General features: G+C 66.3%; 16 protein-coding genes. 8 read left to right on the top strand and 8 right to left on the bottom strand.

Translation table 11 applies throughout. The annotated features are described in order from the left end of the window. Positions 1–328: 328 nt before the first annotated feature. Together Q7T26_08430 and Q7T26_08425 are read right to left on the bottom strand one after the other, a co-directional pair. On the bottom strand, positions 329–1,552 hold the full coding sequence (locus Q7T26_08430) for a CoA transferase (protein ID MDO8532179.1): 1,224 nt from the start codon (positions 1,550–1,552) through the stop codon (positions 329–331). A gap of 16 nt (positions 1,553–1,568) precedes the next feature. Next, positions 1,569–2,777 carry a CoA transferase gene (locus Q7T26_08425; protein MDO8532178.1) on the bottom strand — a complete coding sequence of 403 codons (1,209 nt, stop codon included), beginning with the start codon at positions 2,775–2,777 and terminating at the stop codon, positions 1,569–1,571. Positions 2,778–3,096: 319 nt separating this feature from the next. On the opposite strand from Q7T26_08425, the gene Q7T26_08420 reads away from it, so the two are divergent. Further along, positions 3,097–3,486, top strand: a complete 390-nt coding sequence (locus Q7T26_08420; protein ID MDO8532177.1) for a pyridoxamine 5'-phosphate oxidase family protein — start codon at positions 3,097–3,099, stop codon at positions 3,484–3,486. A gap of 95 nt (positions 3,487–3,581) precedes the next feature. On the opposite strand, the gene Q7T26_08415 is transcribed toward Q7T26_08420, so the two are convergent. Both Q7T26_08415 and Q7T26_08410 read right to left on the bottom strand, forming a co-directional pair. Then, the gene (locus Q7T26_08415) at positions 3,582–5,222 is read right to left on the bottom strand and encodes a trypsin-like peptidase domain-containing protein (GenBank protein ID MDO8532176.1); all 1,641 of its coding nucleotides are present in this window, start codon (positions 5,220–5,222) and stop codon (positions 3,582–3,584) included. A gap of 164 nt (positions 5,223–5,386) precedes the next feature. Beyond that, complete coding sequence (locus Q7T26_08410) at positions 5,387–6,778, bottom strand: CoA-binding protein (protein MDO8532175.1); 1,392 nt, start codon at positions 6,776–6,778, stop codon at positions 5,387–5,389. Positions 6,779–6,926: 148 nt separating this feature from the next. Here Q7T26_08410 and Q7T26_08405 point away from each other — a divergent pair, with 148 nt between their 5' ends. Beyond that, positions 6,927–7,646 carry a VIT1/CCC1 transporter family protein gene (locus tag Q7T26_08405; GenBank protein MDO8532174.1) on the top strand — a complete coding sequence of 240 codons (720 nt, stop codon included), beginning with the start codon at positions 6,927–6,929 and terminating at the stop codon, positions 7,644–7,646. A 25-nt stretch (positions 7,647–7,671) separates the two neighbouring features. On the opposite strand, the gene Q7T26_08400 is transcribed toward Q7T26_08405, so the two are convergent. From Q7T26_08400 to Q7T26_08390, 3 genes are read right to left on the bottom strand one after another with little or no spacing between them, the layout of a single operon-like run. Next, a complete protein-coding gene (locus Q7T26_08400; GenBank protein MDO8532173.1) occupies positions 7,672–8,562 on the bottom strand; it encodes a MetQ/NlpA family ABC transporter substrate-binding protein in 891 nt (296 codons plus the stop codon). 36 nt (positions 8,563–8,598) lie between these two features. Continuing rightward, positions 8,599–8,727 (bottom strand): hypothetical protein, encoded by a 129-nt coding sequence (locus tag Q7T26_08395; GenBank protein MDO8532172.1) that lies wholly within the window; start codon positions 8,725–8,727, stop codon positions 8,599–8,601. Then, positions 8,724–9,173, bottom strand: a complete 450-nt coding sequence (locus Q7T26_08390) for an NUDIX domain-containing protein (GenBank protein ID MDO8532171.1) — start codon at positions 9,171–9,173, stop codon at positions 8,724–8,726. The genes Q7T26_08395 and Q7T26_08390 overlap by 4 nt, the downstream gene beginning before the upstream one ends. A gap of 68 nt (positions 9,174–9,241) precedes the next feature. On the opposite strand from Q7T26_08390, the gene Q7T26_08385 reads away from it, so the two are divergent. Continuing rightward, the gene (locus tag Q7T26_08385) at positions 9,242–9,733 is read left to right on the top strand and encodes a nicotinamide-nucleotide amidohydrolase family protein (protein ID MDO8532170.1); all 492 of its coding nucleotides are present in this window, start codon (positions 9,242–9,244) and stop codon (positions 9,731–9,733) included. A 31-nt stretch (positions 9,734–9,764) separates the two neighbouring features. Here the strand turns inward: Q7T26_08385 and Q7T26_08380 are convergent, their stop codons facing one another. Further along, complete coding sequence (locus Q7T26_08380; protein MDO8532169.1) at positions 9,765–12,557, bottom strand: PGF-pre-PGF domain-containing protein; 2,793 nt, start codon at positions 12,555–12,557, stop codon at positions 9,765–9,767. Positions 12,558–12,824: 267 nt separating this feature from the next. Between Q7T26_08380 and Q7T26_08375 the strand changes: the two genes are divergently transcribed. The 5 genes from Q7T26_08375 to Q7T26_08355 all read left to right on the top strand — a co-directional run. Then, positions 12,825–14,039 carry a CoA transferase gene (locus Q7T26_08375; GenBank protein ID MDO8532168.1) on the top strand — a complete coding sequence of 405 codons (1,215 nt, stop codon included), beginning with the start codon at positions 12,825–12,827 and terminating at the stop codon, positions 14,037–14,039. An 8-nt stretch (positions 14,040–14,047) separates the two neighbouring features. Continuing rightward, positions 14,048–16,084 (top strand): NAD-dependent DNA ligase LigA, encoded by a 2,037-nt coding sequence (gene ligA / locus Q7T26_08370; GenBank protein MDO8532167.1) that lies wholly within the window; start codon positions 14,048–14,050, stop codon positions 16,082–16,084. Between the two features lie 105 nt (positions 16,085–16,189). Further along, positions 16,190–16,837, top strand: a complete 648-nt coding sequence (gene pth / locus Q7T26_08365; GenBank protein MDO8532166.1) for an aminoacyl-tRNA hydrolase — start codon at positions 16,190–16,192, stop codon at positions 16,835–16,837. Position 16,838: 1 nt separating this feature from the next. Further along, on the top strand, positions 16,839–17,804 hold the full coding sequence (locus tag Q7T26_08360) for an LLM class flavin-dependent oxidoreductase (GenBank protein MDO8532165.1): 966 nt from the start codon (positions 16,839–16,841) through the stop codon (positions 17,802–17,804). A gap of 387 nt (positions 17,805–18,191) precedes the next feature. After that, a partial coding sequence (locus tag Q7T26_08355; protein MDO8532164.1) for a universal stress protein occupies positions 18,192–18,750 on the top strand: 559 nt, incomplete at its 3' end.

The following is an 18,750-nucleotide window of genomic DNA, read 5'->3' as shown; positions in this document are numbered from 1 at the left end:
GCGTTGGCTTGCTCTCGTTCCTCATCCGTCAGCCTGACCACGTACTTGAGCACTGACATACAGGGATCTCCTCCTTGTTCAGAATGCTCCCATCGTACACGAAGTTTTGAACTATTCAAAATTAGAGTGACTGAGTACTAGGACGCTTCTCCTTGAAGACGTTGCAACTCCTTCGGAAGCCCCCCCGTCATCATGCCTTTGGAACTTCACCAGCGCGATGCCGTCCTGGATGGTGACCGCAAGACTCCTGTACCCCATGTGTCTTTCTGAACGCGTGTTTTCTCAGCCTTGAGGCCCGTCCACACCAGCGTGGAGCTAATGGCGCTATTCAGAGCACGCCCTGCTTGATGAGGGTCTGCATATCCCCCGACGGCAACCCCAGGAGCTTGCCGAACACGTCGGCGTTATGCTGGCCCAGGAGTGGCGCGGGGCCGCGCGTTTGCGGCGGCGTTCGCTTGAGACGCCAGGGCATGGCGTATACAGGCGCCATGCCGAACATGGGATGCGCCACGTCGTTGATGTACCGTTGGCGCAGGGCGGGATCGGTGGCTCGGTCGCGTACCGTGAGGACAGGAGCGGCTGGCACGCCTTCCCTCTGGAGAAGGGCCGACGCATCTTGGGGCGTCCGCTGGCGGGTCCACTCTGCCACGGGGCTGTCCAGGGCGGCACGGTTCTTCGTCCGGGCATATCCGTCGACGAAGCGCGGATCCTGCGCCCAGTCCGACCTCCCCATGGCCCGACACAGGCCCTGCCACTCCTCCTCGGTCGTGACGGTGATGCAGACCCAGGCGTCGTCTCCTCTGCACGGATAGTTCCCGTGGGGCGCCGCGTAGGGATGGCGGCTACCCTGGTGACCGGGGATAATGCCCAGGAACTGGTGCTCCAGCATGGGCTCGCCCAGAAGACAGGCGGTGCTCTCCCAGGCAGAGAGGTCAATGAACTGGCCTCTCCCGGTCTTACGTCGGTGGAACAACGCCGTGAGTACGGCAAAGGCACAGAAGATGGCGGCGTTGGTGTCTCCGTAGGCTATATGCAAGTCCTCTGGATAGGTTGTGTCCTCATAGCCAAGCAAAGTGCTGAGGCCTGAAAGGGCGGTAATAGTATTGGCATAGGCCCGCGTATCCCTCAGAGGGCCTTCCTGCCCCGCCACGCTTAGAGACGCCATGACAAGCGTGGGGTTGACCTGCCGCAGGGCCCTGTAGTCCAGCCCGTACTTGGGCAGGACATCGGGGGTGAAGTTGTCAATCCAAACGTCGCTGACGCGCACAAGCTCCCTGGCCAGGCGGATGCCCTCGCGGCTGGTGATGTCCACGGTGATCCCCTGTTTGCCGCGGTTTATGGCATGAAAATTCGGGTTCAGCTCCAGCAGGTCCTCGCGCGACTTGGCCCTGCTCTTAAGCACGGGGCCGGGGCCGAACCGAAGCCCATCCGGGCGAGTGCGGGCCTCCACCTTGACCACCTGGGCGCCCAGGTCCGCAAGGTATTGGCCTGGCATGGACCCGGCGAAAGCCGTGCCCAGGTCAATGACGCGGTAGCGCTCTAGTGGCAGCATACGTACCCGCCTCTTATTAGATGATGCCTGCCCGCGCAAGGTCAACGAGGTCCTGCCGTGACAGGCTCAGCCGTCCGCACAGGACCTCCTCGTTGTGCTGGCCCAGACGAGGCGCTGGTCGGCGGAGTGTCCACGGCGTCTCCGACATTTTGAAGGGCAGGCCGGGATAGCGCACCGGCCCTACGTCGGGTTGCTCCACGTCCCGGAAGAAGCCCCGGTGCTCCAGATGAGGATGTCGCAGCACTTCAGGCACCGTGTAGACCGGAGCGAACGGCACCCGCCTGTCCTGGCAGGCACGGAAGATATCTTCCCGCGCGTGCGCCATGAACCACGGGGCCATGAGGGCGTTCACCTCTTCCGCATACTTTTCAGCCAGCGCCCGCCGGTCCTGGTAGCGCGGGTCTCTGGCCCATTCTGGGCTGCCCATGACTTCGATGAACCTCTCCCACTGGGCCCGCTGCGGCGCGCTGAGGCTCATGTAGCCGTCCTTGGTGGGAAAGAATCGCGGCGGGTAACGGCCCTGGTAGATTCCCTCGCCGCGAGCCGTTTGCAGAGTCCCGAACGCCTGAAAGACATACTGGTACCCCGAGAGCAGGGTCGCCAGCACGTCCACCTCGCTGACCTCGACCTCCTGGCCTTGTTCGGACTCCTGGCGCTCGAGGAGAGCGGCGACGATGGCGCAGGCGGCGCTGAGGCCAGCCTGAAGGTCGCCTTGCGAGTAGGGGGCTGGCAGCGGCTCCCGGTCCGCGCTGCCGATCGCCTCGCTGACCCCGCCCAGCGCGCAGCAGACGGCGTGGGAAGCCTTCCATCCCGCGTAGCTGACTGATCGGCCAAAGGGGGTGACCGAGACCGCGATCAGTTGTGGCTGGAGAGCGTTCAGCGCGGCGGCGTTGAGGTCGCCTGCCCCGGGCAGCGAGTCGTCGTACACGAGGACATCGGCCTGCCGCACGAGCCGGTCCAGGACCGCGCGACCGATCGGTGCGCCCGTGTTGAGAGTTATCCCCAGCTTGTTTGCGTTGAGCCAGAGGAACAGGCCGCTGTGCTCGGGGTGGGGTGCGTTGCCTGGAAAGGGGCCGTGGCGCCGGGCGATGTCCCCGTGGGGTGGCGCCTCGACCTTGATGACTTCGGCGCCAAGGTCAGCCAGGATCTTCGTCGCGTAAGGGGCAGAGATGCCGCTGCCAAGTTCGACCACTTTTACACCGGAGAACGCCTGTCGGTCGTCCATGTGTTATCCCATTCGATAATGTAGCGCCGAGACGGCTCTGCTAAGAACTGTCACGCGCCCCGCCGTGCGAGCCCGTGCGCGGCCTTCAGGGGAGTACACAGCCGGTCCTTGGGTGGAAACTCAGCGGTTACTGTATCGTTGCGAAGGGCAGGTTGTCAACATCATTGATGCGCAAGCGTCTATTATCGGAGACGCCGGTACCACAAGGTGTGAGAGAACGCGATGTGGCGCAACCGGCGTGCCGTCGCTGGTATGCTATCCTGTCTGGTCGTGTCAGCGTCCAGAGCGATCACGGCGATGGCAGCTAGGGAGAGCGCGGATGGATGGGGAACAAGAGCAGGCCCTGCGTCGGGAAACCGAGGTCTTCATTACCACATACGGCGCGGACGGCAAGCCCGCGACCGTGCCCGTGTGGTTCCTCTATGACTTGGGTAAGGTGTACGTAGCCACAGGGCGTGACTCCCTCAAGGTGCGCAAGCTGCAAGGCGACGCGTGGGTACAACTCAGGTTCCACCGAGGGAGCGCGGCTTCGTTGCGTGGGATGGCGTGTGTCCGCACGGAGCAGGAGTTGGTACGGTGGATAGCTCCGCTGCTCAATCGCAAGTACGACGGCGCCAGGGGCAGTGACGCGGATATGGCCCGCGCTCGCTCGGCGGCGATAGCGTGCTGCTGGAGGTTACGCTGCTCGCGGACGAGTAGCGCGCGTTAGGCCAAGTCTCTCGTCGGAGCCTCCCCTCCTCGGGTATGCCAGGAGTTACTCGGGCGCTTCAGGTGGTATGCCCGAGTAACTCCTGGCGCTTGTGTTTACGGGCCGGGGGCAGTGCGCCCCATCAGATTGACGGTCACCTGGACTGTTGCGCCGTTCCGCAGCAGCGTGAGGGTCGCCCGCCGCTGCGCTCTCTGGAGCAGGCTCCGAAGGTCCTCGATGGAGGTCGTGGGCTGCCCGTCCAGCGCGACGATGATGTCGCCGCCGACGAGGACGCCCGTTGCTCCGTTATCAAGTTGCTTGTCGCTGCCGCGCAGACCGGCCTGGGCTGCCGGACTACCGGGGACGACCCGTTCCACGAGCACGCCCTGCGCGTTGGCGGGGAGGCTCATGGCCGCGGCGATGGCCGGCGTGACGGTGACACCCTGGATGCCCAGCGTCGCTCCCCCTGTGGGCTGGCTGGGGGCCTGCGGGTTAGGGGCCTGCCGACGCTGGTCCGGGGCCTGTGCTGTCTGCGGGCCGGACACGGGACGCGCCGCCGGAATGATTGCGACCGTCTGGCTCTTGCCATCCCGCAACACGTCCATGGAAAACGCTTGTCCCACGGAGGCGGACCGGCTCAAGTAGGTGACCACGTCGTCGAACGTCTTCACGGGCTTGCCGCCTACCGCCACAATCACGTCGCCGCCGACGCGCATCTGCTGGCCGTCAATGGTCACCTGCTGGGCGCTCCCGTGCAGGCCGGCCTTCTCCGCCGGGCCGCCCGTCGCCACCTCCGCGACCAGCGCGCCGCGCTGGTCCTCGCTCAGGTTCATGGCCTTGGCAAAGTCGGGGTTCAAGGTGATGCCGCTGATGCCGAGATAGGGATGCACGTAGTGGCCCGTCGTGATGAGCGACGGCACCACCTTTTGCACGATTGCGGAGGGGATGGCGAAACCGATGCCGGCCGACGCCCGCACGGGGGAGATAATGGCGGACGTCACGCCGAGCACCTTCCCCTGGTCGTCAACCAGCACGCCTCCGGAGTTGCCGGGGTTGATGGCGGCGTCCGTCTGGATGACGTCCGGGATGGTGTAAGAGGGGCCGGTCGTGTTGGACGAGTCCACGGGCAGGAGTCTACCTATGGCGCTGACGATGCCTGTGGTCATGGTGTTCTGCAGGCCAAAGGGGTTTCCAATAGCGATAGAGAGCTGGCCGACCTTCGCCCGCGTGGAGTCGCCCATGGTGACCGGCTGAAGGCGATCAGCCGCAATATCCACCTTGACGACGGCGAGGTCGCTGTCTGGGTCCGTCCCCACCATCTTTGCGGACAGGGTAGTACCGTCGTGTAACGTGACCGTGATGCGGTCCGCGCCCGCCACGACGTGGTTATTGGTGACGATGTGTCCTTGCTTGTCCCATACGAACCCGGAGCCTGCCCCCCGCTGGGGTCCCTGGGTATCAGGCGGCCCCTGGAAGGGGAAGCCCGGCGTGTCGGGGAAGCCCTGGGCTGTCGTGGTCTGGTTCTGGACTACTCTGATGTTAACAACGGAGATATTGACCTGGCTGTAGATGCGCTCCAGTGTTTCCTGGAAAGCGGCCGCCACGCCCGGGGCCGAAGCTGGGGCGGCGCTGGCGGCTGGCGCCGAAGGAGATGTGTTGGTGGTCGCTACGACGGCTGGTGTCGTAATGGCGCCGGGAGCACACGCCGCCAACAGAAGGGTCGCCGCAAGGAATGCGGAAGCTAACGTTGTTCTCATTGAGACCTCCCTGAGAAATGCTCAATCATGCTAACCCCTATTTTAACGATGTTGTCGCCAAAACGTTAGCACCCAAGGTCAGGCGGCGCTCAGGATCGGCATGGCGTCATCCTGCGTGGCATTGCGGCTGAGAGCGGCCCTCCGTGCAAGCGCAAGCGCCGAGGCTAGGGACCCGCCCGGTAGCGGGCGTAGGCCACAAGAGCGTGAAGCGCATGTACGGCGCGCTCGGGATACGAGTAGACCGGGACCCGCGCCTTTTCCAGCATATCCACGGCCCTGCCAATGGCCACTCCGCCCATGTACACCGCCAGGATGGGCTTCTTCGCTGCCTTGCAGATGCTGATGAGGACGCGCGCGGTGCGCTCAGGCTCGCTCACGGCCTGGGGCGTGAACAGCGCCAGGACAGCGTCCACGCCCGGCTCCGGCAGCACCGCTTCCAGCGCCGCCAGGTAGCTGTCGGCGGGGGCGTCGCCGCGCAGGTCAATGGGGTTCCGCAGCGCGGCGGCGTTCGGCAAGCTTTCCTGTAGCTTCCGTCGCGTGCCGGCGCCCATCTCGGCAAGCTTCAACCCCTGGCGCTCCAGGGCGTCGGCGGCCATTACGCCGGGGCCTCCGGCGTTGGTCACCACGGCGACGCGCGGCCCCGCGGGAAGCGGACAGTACGAGAAGCAGGGGATGAAGTCAAAAAGCTCCTGCATGGTGTGCGCCCGCACAATGCCCGTCTGCCGGAACGCGGCGTCCACCACGGCCTCGGATGTGGCGAGTGCGCCGGTATGGGAGGCCATGGCGCGGGCGCCCGCATCCGTGCCGCCTACCTTCATGAGAATCAGGGGCTTGCGGGACGTCACCTTCCGCGCGGCGTCCAGGAAGCGCCGTCCGTCGTGGATGCCTTCCAGATAGCCTACGATCACCCTCGCTTCGCGGTCCCTCGCCCAGTGTTCCAGCATGTCCGTCTCGTTGACGTCGGCGGAGTTGCCCAGGGAGACGAACTTAGAGAAACCGACGTCCGCCAGGGCGGCCCAGTCCAGCAGGGCGGACGCCATCGCCCCGGAGTGGCTGAGCACCGCGATTTCATACGCACGCGGCAGGCCCTCGCCGAAGGATGCGTTCAGGTTGTGGAAGGTGTCGAGGACGCCCAGAGAGTTGGGTCCGACGAGCCGCATCCGATAGCGCCGTGCGATGTCCACCAGCTCCTGCTCGCCGCGGAGGCCGTCGGCGCCCGTTTCGCGGAAGCCCGCCGTGATGATGAGCGCCCCCTTCGCTCCCTTCTGTCCGCACTCCTCCAGCATGGGCGCCACCTGCGGCGCCGACACCACGAGCACCGCCAGGTCTATGCGGCGGGGTGCGTCCAGGACGGAGGCGTAGGCCTTCAGTCCGAGGACCTCGCGGGCGAGGGGATTGACGGGATAGATGGCGCCGGGAAACCGGGAGCGCTGCAGGTTGTCCAGGATGGCGTAGCCGAGCTTCCACGGATTGCGGGACGCGCCGATGACGGCGATGGTCCGGGGGCGGAAGAAGGCGTCTAGACCTGGCTGAGGAGCGCTGCGGGCTTGGGGCACGTGTCACCTCGCAGGTCGTGGGCTGGGGCCATGACCTTATCATAGACCAGTGTCGCGCTTTTTGCTCGCGCGCTCAGCGGGGCTGGTATGATGGTCTCGACAGGTCCTGTACGGCATAGCCGTCAATACTCCCTTTGAGAGGTGCAGCATGTTCCGTTTCCCGCACCGCCACGAGGAATTGCACATCAAGGGTGGCCGCAGCATCGGCGAAGCGATTCTGGGGAGCGCGGACGGCCTGACGACTCCTTTTGCTCTGGCCGCCGGCCTGAGCGGAGTGGTCGCGAGCACGGGTGTCGTGGTCCTGGCGGGCAGCGCCGAAATGGTGGCGGGAGGGATCGCCATGGGCCTGGGCGGTTACCTCTCCACCAAGTCCTATAACGAACTGTACGCCCGCGAGCTTGCGCAAGAGTACAGGGAGGTCGACGAGATTCCGGAGCAGGAGCGCCGGGAGGTCAGTCACATCTTCGAGCAGAAGGGCTTTGCGGGAGAGGACCTGGACAGGGCCGTCCATGTAATCACAGACGACAAGGACCGCTGGGTGAAGTTCATGATGCGCGAGGAGCTGGGGATGCGGGAGGAGGACCTGCGTCCACCCGCGCGGTCCGCCGCCATAGTGGGCGGCTTCTACATGGCGGGGGCGCTGGTGCCCCTGCTGCCCTATCTGATGGCGCAAAACGTCCTGCAGGGGCTGCTTTATTCCAGCATTCTCACATTGGTGGCCCTCTTCGCGGCGGGCGTGGTGAAGGGCAGGATGAGCGGAAGGCCGTGGCTGCCGTCCGGACTGGAGACGCTGGGCATCGGCGCGCTGGCCGCGGGCACGGCCTATGGCTTCGCGAAGCTGCTCGCTTCCGCGGGCGTTGGCCAATAGGGCCGGCGTATCGGAGTGCAGCGGTTCACGACTTCCGCGGACTGGCAGGCATTCCCCGCGCCGCCTCACGCGAGAGCACCACGTCCACCAGATCCTCGTAGGGCATCATGCGGGTGATGGCCCGCTTCGCCAAGAGCCACTCGCCGAACTCCCGATGGTACTCCGGCGGATAGCCCGGTAGGGCGGGATGACGTTCCACCGCGTAGCCATGCCCCATCTCGCGAGGCACCCGCGCTGTCTCTATCGCCAGCCGCTTGTGGAGCGCCGGGTCGGCGTTCAGCGCCTCGATGGACCGCGTAAGAGCGCGCAGGAAGCGCCGCGCATCCTCCCGCTGGCCTGCCAGCCAGTCGCCGCGTGCGGCCACGACGGATTCCAGCATGGGGGGTTGCAGCCCGTGGTTGGTGGCCAGGAGGCGGGCGCCGTGGTCCTGGGCCATCTGCGCGAAGGGCATGGGCAGGCAGGCGGCGGGCAGCTCGCCGCGGAGCAGGCGCTCCAGGCGCTCCGCGATGGACGGGACGTCCCGTTTGACGACCTGCGCGGGGTCCACGCCCGCGCGCTCCAGCAGCTTGTCCGCGTAGTACTCGATGGTGGTGCCCAGCGACACCGCGATTTCCCGCAGGTCCGCCAGCGACTGGATGGGCAGGCCCGGCGCGGCGAGAACGTTCTTCGTGCCGCGGTGTAACGCCGTCAGTATCTTCGCGTTCAGGCCGTGGTCCCGCAGCAGCGCCACCGTGAGGCCGTCCATGAACGCGATGTCCACCTCAGCGCGAGCCAGGGCGTCGTTGCGCGCCTCCGCCGACTCGAACACGACCGTCCGGGCCTGGACACCTTCGCCCCACCAGTCGCAGCGCTCCGCGTGGACGATGCTCGCCACGCCGTCCACGGGCAGAATGCCGATAATCGCCATTGCGTGCATGTCCAATTCCCTTGTGGAGGACAAGTATGCTAGTGCTCAGGGCGCTCGGAAGGCGCGCTCCCTTCGCGCGTGCGTCGCCGCAGCCAGCGCCACGAAGCCGAGCCAGCCTGCGTCGTGGGAGCGGTCCAAGCGCAGCCGCCCCAGCGCCAACGCGACGCCGGTCATGTCCGCCCCGCTGGAAGGGGATAGACCCGCGCCAGGGCGTCCGCCAGGCCGGGCACTGTATCGTACGCGGCAATCTGGGCGGGTCGCACCCACCGCGCTTCCACGTGTTCCCATCCCGTCCGCATCTTGGAGGGGTCACGCACGAGGAATAAGAACGGGTGCACCGACCAGACTTTGTCCAGAGCCTTGTCCGGGATATCCAGATGCTCGCCGCGGCGCAGCAGCTCCACGTCGTCGCGCTCCAGTCCGGTCTCCTCTTGTATCTCACGGTAGGCCTGTTCTTCAGGCGGAGCTTCAACGTATCCGCTGACGCCGGCCCACCGCCTGCGATAGGTGCCCACGCGGTCGCTGCGACGCAGGAGCAGTACCTCGTCCTGGGGTGCTCCTTCGCGGCCGGGACGCCGCCGAAGGAGAAAGCAGGTTACGACGGGAGTGCGCTGTGGCATTGTGCTACCATGTCCTCCGATTCTGATTTTCAGTATAGCAGGGGAACCATACCTGCGCGGAGCGCGGCATGAGGCTGGAACAAGCGGTGGGACAGGCGCTTTCCGGGGTGCGACTGACTCTGGCCGTAGCCGAGTCGTGCACCGGCGGGCTTGTCGCGCGGCGCCTTACGCTCGCGCCGGGCAGTTCCAGGTACTTTCGCGGCGGAGTGGTCGCGTATCACAACGGCGTGAAGGCGCAGCTTCTCCATGTGCCGGAATCCGTCCTGCTTCAGGAGGGGGCCGTCAGCCGCACCGCGGCCCTGGCGATGGCGCGGGGAGTCCGTCTGTTGCTGGGCGCCGACATAGGCCTGGCGTGCACGGGCATCGCCGGACCGGACGGCGGGACGCCCGCCAAGCCGGTGGGCCTGACCTACGTAGCCCTCTCCTCCGGCGACGGCCTGGAGGCGTGCGAGGAGCACCGCTGGACGGGGACGCGCAGCGAGAACCAGGAGAGTTCGGCGGAGGCCGCCCTGCGGTTGCTGAGCATATACCTGCGGGGCCGTCCGCCGGCTGCGGTCTAGGAGGCGCCTGCCGGACTCCCGCGCACGGGAGCTAGCGGCCGCTCCAGGATGGCTCCAGGTTGAACATGCCGGACGGCGGGACGCGCGCCGTGCTGGTGCCGTCGACGTTCATGACGTAGACCATGTCAGTGCCCTCCCTGTCCGTCTGAAAAACGATGCGCGTACCGTCGTCGGACCATGAAGGGTGTCTGTCGTTGAATCTGGTGTTGCTCACGCGGCGCTGGTTCGTCCCATCCCCGTTCATCGTATAAATCTGCCATGTGCCGTCCCTGTTACTGGCAAACGTCAGCTTGGTTCCGTCAGGTGACCAGGAGGGCTGCATGTCGTCGTAGTTGAACCCCGAGGTCAGGCTCGTCTGGCTGGCGCCGTCCGAACTCATCACCCAGATATGAAATTTCCCGCCATCGCGGTCTGTGGAGAAGGCGATCTGACTGCCTCGGGGAGACCAGGCGGGCTCCCAGTCCGTGGACGCTGTTGCCGTCAATCGGGTCTTCTTGATGTTGCGGAGCACCACGGGGTTCGTGGCTTCCGTGATGAGGTACGTATCCAGGGTGTAGATATCCCAGTCGCCGTCCTGCTGGGAGGCGAAGGCGATCCGCCGGTTGTCCGGCGCCCAGGTGGAGTGCCGCTCCTCCACAGGCGTATCCGTGATGCGCCACTCCGACGAGCCGTCGGCGAAGGCAACGTAGATGTCCCAGTTGCCGTTGCGCCCCGAGGCGTAGGAGACCTTTGACTTGTCGGGCGACCAGACCGGCCAACGGTTGTTGAACTGGTTGTTCGTGATCTGCGTCTTGTCCGCGCCGCTCGTCTTCGTCCTGAAAATCTGATAGCCGCTGGACGTCTGGGCGGAGAACAGCATCTGTTCGCCCGGGTCGCTGACCTGCTGAACGAATTGAGCGACGACGGTCACGTCGCCGACAATGGTGATGCTCGTAGTGAGCGTGGAGCCGGTCGCGCCGCCGCTCCAATGGTCGAAGCGCCATCCCGGCGCGGGCTGCGCCGTCAGGCCCACATCCTGGTTGTAGTTGTACGTCCCGCCCGAGGGGAGCACCTTGCCTTCCCCGATACTGCGCGTCTGAAGGATGACGCGCTCAGGGACGAACACGGCGGTGATGCGCTTGTGATAGTCCAGGGCGAGGCTGACACTGGCGTCCGTGCTCTGGAGGTCGCCGTCCCATCGCTGGAATGTCCAGCCGCCGGCGGGCGTGGCCTGCAGGCCGGCCACGGTGTCGCGGGGAAAGGTGCCTGACTTGGGTGTCACTGTGCCCTCTCCCGATACGACGATGGTCAGGGCGACCGCGGGCGGGCTGAAGACGGCTCTCGCAAGCTTGGGGCCGTCTATGGTCATCGTCACCATGGCGCTTGATCCCTTCACATCCCCTTCCCACCTGTAGAAGCTCCATCCGTCCGCGGGTATGGCCTTGAGCGTGACCTGCGTCCCGTAGTCAAACAGGCCCTGGGGCGGTGTGATGGTCCCAGCGCCGTTCTGGGTCACAGTGAGTGGATATGGCCGCGGCCTGAAGACGGCGACAAGGCTGGTGTTGTCGCTGATGGTGATGGTCAGCGGGTTTTGCGTGGCGCTTGCTTCGGGGAGGGGGCCTTCCCACCGCAGAAAGAGATTGTTCGGTTCCGCCGATGCACGCACGACCACCCGCTCGCCCTGCCGGAACTGGCCGCTGTCGGGCGAGACCGTGCCCCGTCCGGTGGCGGTGACCTTGAGCGTGAAGGTCGCTGGCGTGGGCGTGGGACTCGGCGTGAAAGTGGGAGTCGGCGTGGGCGTGCGCGTGGGCGGCGGCGTCACCGTCGGTGTGGGCGTCACTGTCGGCGTGGGCGTCGGCGCGGGGGTTGGCGACGGCCGGGGCGTGGGCGATGGCCTGGGCGTCGGCGTGCTCGTGGGGGTGGCGAACGTGGGGGTTCCCGCGGGCGGCGTGGGTGTCCCCTCAGCGCTCTGCCCCGCAATCGCGAACAGGGAGAACGTCCCCGACGTTGTGGCGCTGAAGAGGACCGTCTGCGTGTCTTCCCCCACGACGCGGGTAGGCAACGCCCGCCACGGTCCATTACTGCTCTGCCACAGGGTCACACTTTCTTTTCGGATGTCCCCGTCGTTGAGCCAGTCCTGGCGCACGGCGAACGTGATGGTGGCCCTCTCCACCGCGTCGGCGGGGATGCCCTTCGCTTCTATTTGGAAATACGCGTACACGGTGTCCTGGAGCGGCGGCGCCGTATCCACGCGCGGGCGCAAGGAATCATAGAAAAGGGCGCCATCCAGAATGGCGGCGCGGGTGAGAAGACTGACCTGCTGGAGGCCGGTCAGTCCGGACTCGGCGGGGGAAAAGCTGACGCGCGCCTCCTGGCCGCTTTGCGCCTGGAACCGCTTTTCGATGAACTGCTGAGTGGGGGTCGCTGTGGGGGAAGTGCGGGCCGCGGGCGGTGGCGCTGGGGGCGGTGGCCTGACGGAAGGCGAAGGCAGCCCTGGCTTCTGGAACAGCCCCATCGCCTGCGCGCCGACCAGGGCGGCGACGACGACCAGCGCTGCTACCAGGATGACGGTGCGAACGGGAACGGCCACGCTGGGGGCCCCGCCGGCCTGCCAGCGGGGCGGGGAGCGCATCTCCGGCGTGTCCGGCAGCAGGTTGCCCTGGAGGTCAGCCCGGTAGACAAGGACGCCGCGCTCCGCAACGTGGGCGCCCTGGGGCGCCCACGCCACGTGGATTTCGTAGCGCTTGTTAATGATGTCCAGGCGGGCTGAAAGGACTTCAAAGTCGATGGGATAGCTTCGCCCGCCAGCCACCAGCGACGGGAAACGGGCCCGGGCGTGGGCCAACGCGCGCGCCTGGGCTGCGGCAAGGTTCGCGTCGGAGTGCGAAGAACCCTTACGCACAATGGTGACATTATAGCACGCCGCACTTGGGGCATGGCTTGTCCCATGCTTGATGGGGTCCCTCGCTTTTGCCGTGCGCCGTCCGGCAGCGCAACGCGCCGCCATTGACATAGCCATGCGCCAGCTATAGAATCAATCGGTGCCCCGCTCTTCCCCCGTTTTTACCTTCGCGGAGGCATGGCCCAAACTGCCAACGGAGAATCGCACAACATGACGGAAGCAGGCACGCTCGCGGGCCTCAAGGTCGTGGAGCTGGGGTCGTTCGTTGCGGCGCCCTACGCCACCAAGCTGCTGGCCGACCAGGGCGCTGACGTGGTGAAAATCGAGCCGAACCTCGGCGACCTGGCGCGGCGCGTCGGCCCTTTCCCCGGCGATATCCCCCATCCAGAGAAGAGCGGCTTTTTCCTGTACCTGAACCACAACAAGCTGGGGGTGACGCTGGACGTCAGCCTACCCACGGGGCGCGACATCCTCAAGCGGCTGCTCAAGGACGCGGACGTCCTGGTGGAGGCCAACCCGCCCAAGGTCATGGAGGAGTTGGGCCTGGACTACAAAGCCCTGAGCCAGGTGAACCCGCGGCTCATCGTCACATCCATCACTGCCTGGGGCCAGAGCGGCCCCTACCGCGACCGCAAGGCGTGCGACTTGACATGTTCGGCGGCGGGGAATGTGGCCTATGGGGTTGGCTCACCGGACCGCGAGCCTTTGGCCATGCCATTCTGGCAGGGCGACCACCAGGCCGGCCTGAACGCCGCGGGCGCGACGATGGCCGCCGTCCTTGCGCGGGACAGGACGGGGACGGGCCAGCGCGTGGATATCGCGGAGGCGGAGGTGCTGGCCTGCAATTTCGCCGGAATGTACGTGCCCACCTATGTGTTCCAGGGCATCACGGGCGACCGCAAAGGGTTCCGCAGCGGCCTGGGCCTGTTCCCCCAGACCATCCTGAAGTGCAAGGACGGCTGGATATGCCTTAACGCGCCCCAACTGGAGCAGTGGATACGCTTCGTCAAGCTGATGGGTGAGCCGGAGTGGAGCAAGCAGCCGCGGTACCGCAACCGGCGCGCCATGGGCGAGGAGTACCCGGACGACGTGGAGGCCCTCATGGCGCCCTGGTTCGCGGAACGCACGAAGAAGGAGATATTCGACGAGTGCCGCGACGCTCACACGCCGTTCGCGCCCGTCCGCACGGTCGAGGACCTTCTGAGCGATCCTCAGCTTGCGCACCGGCGGTACTTCGCGGAGGTGCGCCACCCGGAGGCCGGGACCTGGAAGTACCCCAGCGCCCCATTCAAGCTCTCTGAAACGCCCATCAGCATCCGGCGGCCCGCCCCGCGCCTGGGCGAGCACAACGAAGAGGTCTATTGCGGACGCCTGGGCTTCTCGTGCATGGACCTTGTGGACCTCCGGAGGGCCGGAGTGGTCTAGGAGTGCCTATGCCTGCCGACCCGGCCGCCGTCGAGCGCGTCAAGCAACTCCGCGAGCAGATTAACCACTACAACTACCGCTACTACGTCCTGGACAGTCCGGTCGTCAGCGACGCCGAGTACGACGCGCTGATGCGCGAGCTGAAGGAGCTGGAGGCCCGTTACTCGGATCTGGTCACTTCGGACTCGCCGACCCAGCGCGTGGGTGCGCCTCCTCTCGCCGAGTTCGGCGTCGTGACGCACCGCGTGCCGCTGCTGAGCCTCGCGAACGCCTTCAGCGATGAAGACCTTGACGCCTGGCACCAGCGCGCGTCCAAGCTCCTGGATGGCCGCGCCTTCGACATCGTCTGCGAGCTGAAGATTGATGGCCTGGCTATTGCCCTGGTGTACGAGGACGGCATGCTCAAGCAGGGCGCCACCCGTGGCGACGGCCTGCAGGGCGAGGACGTGACGCCCAACCTGCGGACCATCAAGAGCATCCCGCTCGCGGTCCCCGTGGACGGGGCACCGCGCCGCTTCGAGGTGCGCGGCGAGGTGTACATGCCGCGCACCAGCTTCCGCCGGCTGAACGAGGAGCGCGCCCGGCAGGGCCAGCCCCTCTTCGCCAACCCGCGCAACTCCGCCGCGGGCTCCGTGCGCCAGTTGGACTCTCGCATCACGGCCGAGCGCCGCCTGGACATTTTCGTGTACGCCCTCGGCTGGGCGGAAGGCGGCAGCCCCATGCCGGACAACCACTGGGAGACGATGCGGCGCCTCAAGCAGATGGGGTTCAAGCTCAACCCCAACAGTCGGCAGTGCCGCAGCCTGGACGAGGCGAAGGCCTACTGCTGCGAGTGGGGCGAAAAGAGGGCCGGGCTGGACTATGACACGGACGGCGTTGTGGTCAAGGCGAATCCCTTCAGCGTGCAGGGGCAGCTCGGCGCCGTGGGGCGCGAGCCGCGCTGGGCCACCGCCTACAAGTTCCCCGCGGAGCAGGCCGTGACGCTGCTCAAGGACATCGGCGTCAACGTGGGCCGGACCGGCTCGCTGAACCCCTACGCCATCCTGGAGCCGGTGCGGGTGAGCGGCGTGACCGTGAAGCAGGCGACCCTGCACAACGAGGACGACATCCGTCGCAAGGACATTCGCGTCGGCGACTGGGTCGTTGTGGAGCGCGCGGGAGAGGTGATTCCCCAGGTGGTGGGGCCGGTCCTGGACCGCCGCACGGGGCAGGAGCGCGAGTTCCGGATGCCGGAGACGTGCCCGGAGTGCGGCGCGCGGGTCGTGAAGTCGGAAGGCGAGGCGATGACCCGCTGTCCCAACACCGCCTGTCCCGCGCAGCTTTACGAGAGCCTGCGGCACTTCGCGGGTGTCATGGAGATAGAGGGAGCGGGCGACGTCCTCTGTGCCCAGCTCCTGGAGAAGGGGCTGGTCAAGGACGCGGCGGACCTGTACGCACTGACTCAGGAGCAGCTTCTGACTCTGGAGCGCATGGGCGACAAGCTGGCGACCAAGGTACTGGCCCAGATAGAGGGCAGCAAGACGCGCCCCCTGGCGCGGCTCATCTTCGCGCTGGGCATCCGCCACGTGGGCGAGCGCATCGCCGAGTTGCTGGCGCAACACTTCGGCGGCATCGAGGCGCTGGCCGCGGCCTCGGTGGATGACATAATGAAAGTGCCGGACATTGGGCCCGCCATCGCGGAGAGCGTGGTGGCGTATTTCCGCGAGCCGCGCAATCTGCGGGTTGTCAAGAAGTTGCGGGAGGCAGGCGTGCGCATGCGGGAGGAGGCTTCCGGGGTGACGGGGCCGCGACCCCTGGCGGGCAAGACGTTTGTCGTGACAGGCACGCTGGACGCCTTCAGCCGCGACAGCGCGGAGGCCGCGATAAAGGGACTGGGCGGCACAGCGGGCTCCAGTGTGTCGCGCAAGACCGACTACGTGGTGGTGGGCAGGGATGCGGGGTCCAAGTTGGAGAAGGCAAAGGTGCTCGGCGTCAAGGTGCTGAACGAGGCCGAGTTCCTGGAGTTGTTGCGTCAGGCGGAAGCGCGGACGGGGAAGGGGCGGTAACCCTATGTCGCTTCTGTTCCCTCAGTTGACGCCCGGCCAGGCACGCAGCTTCCGGCTGGAACGTGGTGGGACCACCCTGGCGTGCGAGGTTATCCTGATTGACTCATGGACGCTGGATCTGGCTACCGGGCCGTCGTCGGGCGCGCGTCGTGGTGCGGGAGGGATGAGTCGGTGAAGCTCATCGTGGGACTCGGCAATCCCGGGACAGGGTACGCGCGCAGCCGCCACAACGTGGGCTTCCGCTGCGTTGACCGCTTCGCCCAGGACCGCGGCCTCGCGTTCACCCGGAAGAAGCCCGACTACCAGATGGCCGAGGGAGACGTGGCGGGCGAAAGGGTCCTCCTGCTCAAGCCGCGCGCCTTCATGAATGAAAGCGGCCGGGCTGTCGGGCCAGTGGCGCGTTTCTACCACATCCCTTTTACTGATCTCATGGTCGTTTATGATGACCTGGACCTGCCGCTTGGCAAGCTGCGTATCCGTTCGGGAGGCAGCTCCGCGGGACACCGTGGCGTCCAGTCCATCATCGGCGTGCTGGGCAGCGATGCGTTCCCGCGCCTGCGCGTGGGCGTGGGACGGCCGGAAAACAGCGGACGGGACGCCGTGGGCCATGTGCTGGGGGACTTCAGCGCTGCGGAGGAAAAGGTGATCGCCGAGGCTGTGGCGCGGGCATCCGAGGCCCTGCTGTCGGTCATTCAGGATGGGCTGGACAAGGCAATGACACGTTTCAACGCGGGGCAGGGGGGTGCACCGTAGTATGACGCAGGCGAACGAGTCCAGGCAGCCCGTGAAGGTCGGCCTGATGATGAGCAACCTGCCATCCGGCCTGAGCCCGCTGGACATGGCGCAGGTGGTGGAGGACCTGGGCTTCGATTCCTGCTGGACGGGTGAGCATTTCACCAATTGGAGTCCCGTCTCCAGCGCTGTTGTGAGCATGGCGATGATGGCGGCCAGGACGCAGCGCATTACGCTGGGATCCGCCATCATCCTGCTCCCGTTGCGCCACCCGGTGCCGCTGGCCAAGGACTTGGGCACTCTGGACATTCTCTCCGGCGGCAGGCTGATTGTGGGCGTGGGCGTCGGCGGCGAGAACCCCCGCGAGTTCGAGGCGTGCGGCATACCCGTGCGGGAGCGCGGCCCGCGCGCCAGCGAGGCCATTCAGGTCATGAAGAAGCTCTGGGGCGAGAAGTCCGTTGACTTCCCCGGTCGTTTCTTCCCCCTGCGCGGCGCGACGATGGAGCCGAAGCCCGTCCAGTCCGGCGGCCCGCCGGTCTGGGTTGGCGGGCGGCGCGAGAGCGCCATGCGGCGGGCGGCGCGCTACGCGGACGGCTGGCTGCCCTACTTATACAGCCCGGAACAATACAGAGAGAGTGTGACGAAGATCGCTACGTACGCGTGCGAGGCGGGACGCGACCCTGAAGCCATCAGCAAGGGCCTGTTCATCTTCACCTGCGTCGCCGATTCCCGGGCGGAGGCCCGCGCGACGGTGGAGGCCCGTCTGGGACGCGTGTACCGTCAGGACTTCAGCACGATCGTGGAGCGATGCTGTCTGGCGGGCACGCCGGAGGAGTGCGTTGCGCGGCTCCGGGAGTACGTGGACGCGGGCGCCCGTCATATCATCCTGACGCCCTGCTGTCCCGCGGAGGACGTTCCCGCGCAGGTCCAGGCCTTCGCCACGCGCCTGGCCCCTGGAGTCCGGCGGCTCGGCGGCAAGGACGGGTAGAGCCGCATCCTCGGCAGTCCGGCGCTCACGGGACATCCCTCTCCGCATGCTACTACCGACGCCGGTGCTTCAGCAAGGGCCACGTCGGCTTCTCGATCATCCTTCCGTCATTCCCCCTCACGTGTCAGGCTCTTGAATCCTGGTTCGCAATACGCTATGCTGAAATCGTAACTCCTCGCGAGGAGACGGGCCTGTGACGCGTGAACCACGCTCCACCTGTCTACGCAATTCGACTCTCAACGTCTCATGGTCGTCCTGTTGTCTCAGAAGCCAGATAGCCCCTAGCTCTTCCCATGCGTGTTTAAGGCCCCCGGTTGTTGAGCGGTCCGCCCTCCGTGCGAATGGCGTCCTTCAGGACGGACACGCTGCGGAAAGGAGTCGGAAGTCATGTACGGAAAGGTACTGGTCCCTCTGGACGGCTCCCCATTGGCCGAGCAGGTCCTGCCCTACGTTCGCCTGGTGGCGAAGGCGTTCAAGTCGAAAGTTGAGCTATTGCAGGTCTTAGGCCCCGTGGCTCCGGGCCTCGTTGACCCCGCCAAGGGCAGATACTTGGACGAGATTCTGGCCAGCATGCGCGCTCAGGCGGGGGCCTATCTTGACCGGGTTGGCGCATCCCTGCGAAAAGTTGGCCTCTCCGTGTCCACGGAAGTCCACGAGGGGAACCCCGCCGAGTACATTCTCAGCGAAGCGGCCAAGGAGAAGGATACGCTCATCGCCATGACCACGCATGGGCGGTCGGGCATCGCGCGATGGGTGCTGGGCAGCGTGGCCGACAAGGTGCTGAACGTCACGCCCAACCCGCTCTTGGTGGTCCGCGCCAAGCAGAAGCCCACTCCCGCGAACCAGGTTCGGCTGGACGTCGTCATCCTGCCTCTGGACGGCTCGCGTCTGGCGGAGCAGGCCATCCCCCACGCGACCGCGCTGGCTGGCGCGATGTCCATGAAGC

The organism is Dehalococcoidia bacterium (genome assembly GCA_030648205.1).
Taxonomy (GTDB): Bacteria; Chloroflexota; Dehalococcoidia; order JAUSIH01; family JAUSIH01; genus JAUSIH01.
The sequence above is the reverse complement of the archived record's forward strand: the minus strand, read 5'-3'. Positions and strand labels throughout refer to the sequence as shown.

What these genes read in the sequence shown, in the direction of transcription:
- Q7T26_08390 (MDO8532171.1), bottom strand. Translation starts at nt 9,173, where the DNA reads ATGCCACAGCGCACTCCCGTCGTAACCTGCTTTCTCCTTCGGCGGCGT.
- Q7T26_08425 (MDO8532178.1), bottom strand. Translation starts at nt 2,777, where the DNA reads ATGGACGACCGACAGGCGTTCTCCGGTGTAAAAGTGGTCGAACTTGGC.
- Q7T26_08395 (MDO8532172.1), bottom strand. Translation starts at nt 8,727, where the DNA reads ATGACCGGCGTCGCGTTGGCGCTGGGGCGGCTGCGCTTGGACCGCTCC.
- ligA (MDO8532167.1), top strand. Translation starts at nt 14,048, where the DNA reads ATGCCTGCCGACCCGGCCGCCGTCGAGCGCGTCAAGCAACTCCGCGAG.
- Q7T26_08385 (MDO8532170.1), top strand. Translation starts at nt 9,242, where the DNA reads ATGAGGCTGGAACAAGCGGTGGGACAGGCGCTTTCCGGGGTGCGACTG.
- Q7T26_08415 (MDO8532176.1), bottom strand. Translation starts at nt 5,222, where the DNA reads ATGAGAACAACGTTAGCTTCCGCATTCCTTGCGGCGACCCTTCTGTTG.
- pth (MDO8532166.1), top strand. Translation starts at nt 16,190, where the DNA reads ATGGACGCTGGATCTGGCTACCGGGCCGTCGTCGGGCGCGCGTCGTGG.
- Q7T26_08360 (MDO8532165.1), top strand. Translation starts at nt 16,839, where the DNA reads ATGACGCAGGCGAACGAGTCCAGGCAGCCCGTGAAGGTCGGCCTGATG.
- Q7T26_08400 (MDO8532173.1), bottom strand. Translation starts at nt 8,562, where the DNA reads ATGCACGCAATGGCGATTATCGGCATTCTGCCCGTGGACGGCGTGGCG.
- Q7T26_08405 (MDO8532174.1), top strand. Translation starts at nt 6,927, where the DNA reads ATGTTCCGTTTCCCGCACCGCCACGAGGAATTGCACATCAAGGGTGGC.
- Q7T26_08420 (MDO8532177.1), top strand. Translation starts at nt 3,097, where the DNA reads ATGGATGGGGAACAAGAGCAGGCCCTGCGTCGGGAAACCGAGGTCTTC.
- Q7T26_08375 (MDO8532168.1), top strand. Translation starts at nt 12,825, where the DNA reads ATGACGGAAGCAGGCACGCTCGCGGGCCTCAAGGTCGTGGAGCTGGGG.
- Q7T26_08430 (MDO8532179.1), bottom strand. Translation starts at nt 1,552, where the DNA reads ATGCTGCCACTAGAGCGCTACCGCGTCATTGACCTGGGCACGGCTTTC.